Source organism: Nonomuraea sp. NPDC001684, assembly GCF_053596515.1.
Genome location: NZ_JBSFGJ010000696.1, coordinates 1 through 3,152, shown reverse-complemented (window position 1 = coordinate 3,152; position 3,152 = coordinate 1). Strand labels below are relative to the sequence as shown.

At 72.7% G+C, this 3,152-nt stretch carries 2 protein-coding genes; one reads left to right on the top strand and one right to left on the bottom strand.

The genetic code is table 11. The features are described from left to right. The coding region (locus tag ACWCSD_RS50245) for a dihydroxy-acid dehydratase (protein WP_449926561.1) at positions 1-1,411 on the bottom strand (1,411 nt) is incomplete at its 3' end. Between the two features lie 62 nt (positions 1,412-1,473). On the opposite strand from ACWCSD_RS50245, the gene ACWCSD_RS50240 reads away from it, so the two are divergent. Further along, a partial coding sequence (locus ACWCSD_RS50240; protein ID WP_449926558.1) for a phosphoketolase family protein occupies positions 1,474-3,152 on the top strand: 1,679 nt, incomplete at its 3' end.

Genomic DNA, 3,152 nt, shown 5'->3' with positions numbered 1-3,152 from the left:
CGCTCATCCGGGCGTCGCTGACCCGCACCATGTCGCGCACGCCCCTGGCCAGCAGCTTGCGCGGCAGCGGCAGGTTGCCGACCTCCGGCATGCCCGGGTAGCCCCTGGGGCCGCAGCCGCGCAGCACCAGCACCGAGGTCTCGTCGACGTCGAGGCCGGGCGAGTCGAGCCGGGCGCGGGCGTCCTCGACGCCGTCGAAGACGATCGCCCGGCCGCGGTGGCGCAGCAGCTCCGGCGAGGCGGCCGCGGGCTTGATCACGGCGCCGTCGGGCGCGAGGTTGCCGCGCAGCACGGCGATGCCCGCGTCGGGCAGCAGCGGGTCGGAGCGCCGCCGGATCACGGTGTCGTCCCAGATCTCGGCGCCGGCCAGGTGCTCGACCAGCGGCCTGCCGGTGACGGTGATCGCCGCGGGGTCGAGCAGGTCCTCGACCTCCCGCAGCAGGGCGGTCAGGCCGCCCGCCCGGAACAGGTCGTCCATCAGATGGCGGCCGGCGGGCTGGAGGTCGGCCAGCAGCGGCACGCCCGCGCCGGCCCGGTCGAAGTCGTCGAGGCTCAGCTCGACGCCGAGCCGCCCGGCGATGGCCAGCAGGTGCACGACCGCGTTGGTCGAGCCGCCGATCGCGGCCAGCGTCACGATGGCGTTGAGGAAGGAGGCCCTGGTCATGACGTGGCTGGGGCGGCGGCCCGCGCGTACCAGCTCGACGGCCAGCCGGCCGCTGTCGTGCGCGCGTTCCAGCAGGCGGCTGTCGGGGGCCGGGGTGCCGGCCGTGCCGGGCAGCGTCATGCCGAGCGCCTCGGCCATGCAGGCCATGGTGGAGGCGGTGCCCATCGTGTTGCAGTGGCCACGGCTGCGGATCATGGACGACTCGGAGGCGAGGAACGCCTCGCGGGAGAGCGTGCCGGCCCGCACCTCCTCGCTGAGCCGCCACACGTCGGTGCCGCAGCCGAGCGGCACGCCGCGGAAGTGGCCGGTCAGCATGGGCCCGCCGGGCACGACGAGCGCCGGCAGGTCGACCGAGGCGGCGGCCATGAGCAGCGCCGGAACGGTCTTGTCGCAGCCGCCGAGCAGCACCACGCCGTCGATCGGGTTGGCCCGCAGCAGCTCCTCGGCGGCCATCGCGGCCAGGTTGCGCCAGAGCATGGCGGTCGGGCGCACGTTCGTCTCGCCCAGCGACAGGACCGGCAGGTCGAGCGGCACGCCCCCGGCCGCCCACACGCCGTTCATGACGCCGCGGGCGACCTCGTCGAGGTGGGAGTTGCAGGGCGCGAGGTCGGAGGCGCTGTTGGCGATCGCGATGTGCGGCCGCTCGCCCTCGAACGCCTCGCGCGGCAGGCCGCGGCGCATCCAGGCCCGGTGGATGTAGGAGTTCCTGTCGTCACCGGAGTACCAGAGGGAACTGCGCAGCGCCATGTGACGGCACATTATCGGCAGCCCGGGGATTCAGCACCGCCTGCGGAGGAATGGGCAAGGGCATGGACCACATAGACGCGTACTGGCGGGCGGCCAACTACCTGTCCGTCGGGCAGATCTACCTGCTGGACAACCCGCTGCTGGCCGAGCCGCTGCGCCCCGAGCACATCAAGCCGCGGCTGCTCGGCCACTGGGGCACCACCCCGGGGCTGAACTTCTGCTTCGCCCACCTCAACCGGGTGATCTCCGAGCGCGACCAGGACATGATCTACATCGCCGGTCCCGGCCACGGCGGGCCCGCCGCCGTCGCGCACGCCTGGCTGGAGGGCTCCTACACCGAGCGCTATCCGGACGTCTCGCAGGACGTCGAGGGCATGCGGCGGCTGTTCCGCCAGTTCTCCTTCCCCGGCGGCATCCCCAGCCACGTCGCGCCCGAGACCCCCGGCTCCATCCACGAGGGCGGCGAGCTGGGATACTCCCTGGCCCACGCCTACGGCGCCGCGTTCGACAACCCCGGCCTGGTGGTCGCCTGCGTCATCGGCGACGGCGAGGCCGAGACCGGCCCGCTGGCCGCGAGCTGGCACTCCAACAAGTTCCTCGACCCCCGGCGCGACGGCGTCGTGCTCCCCATCCTGCACCTGAACGGCTACAAGATCGCCAACCCCACCGTGCTCGCCCGCATCCCCGAGCAGGACCTGTTCAAGCTCATGGAGGGGTACGGCTACCGCCCCCACCTCGTCGGCCCCTCGCACGAGGAGATGGCCGCCACCCTCGACACCGTCTTCGACGAGCTGGCCGAGTACAAGGACGGCCAGGACCGGCGGCTGCCGATGATCGTGCTGCGCACGCCGAAGGGCTGGACCGGTCCGCGCGAGGTGGACGGCAAGCCGGTCGAGGGCACCTGGCGGGCCCACCAGGTGCCGCTGGCCGGGGTCCGGGAGAACCCGGCGCACCTGGCGATGCTGGAGGAGTGGATGCGCTCGTACCGGCCGCAGGAGCTGTTCGGCTCCGACGGCAAGCCGGTCGAGGAGGTGCTGGCGACGGTGCCGCGGGGGCCGCTGCGGATGAGCGCCAACCCGCACGCCAACGGCGGCGAGCTGCTGCAGCCGCTGCGGCTGCCGGACTTCCGCCGGCACGCGGTCGAGGTCAAGTCCCCGGCCGCCCAGCTGACCGAGCCGACGCGGGTGCTCGGCGGGTTCCTGCGCGACGTGATCGCCGGCAACCCGCGCAACTTCCGGCTGCTGGGCCCCGACGAGACCGCCTCCAACCGGCTGCAGGACGTGTTCGAGGTCACCGACCGGGCGTGGGAGGCCGAGCTGCTGCCCACGGACGAGAACCTGGCCCCGGGCGGCCGGGTGATGGAGGTGCTGAGCGAGCACCTGTGCCAGGGCTGGCTGGAGGGCTATCTGCTGACCGGCCGGCACGGCCTGTTCAACTGCTACGAGGCGTTCATCCACATCATCGACGCCATGTTCAACCAGCACGCCAAGTGGCTGGAGTCGTCGCAGAAGATCTCGTGGCGGCGGCCGGTGGCGTCGCTGACGTACCTGCTGTCGTCGCACGTGTGGCGGCAGGACCACAACGGCTTCAGCCACCAGGACCCCGGCTTCCTGGACGTGGTCGTCAACAAGAAGGCGTCGGTCGTGCGGGTCTACCTGCCGCCGGACGCCAACACCCTGCTGTCGGTGGCCGACCACTGCCTGCGCTCGCGCGACTACGTCAACGTGATCGTGGCGGGCAA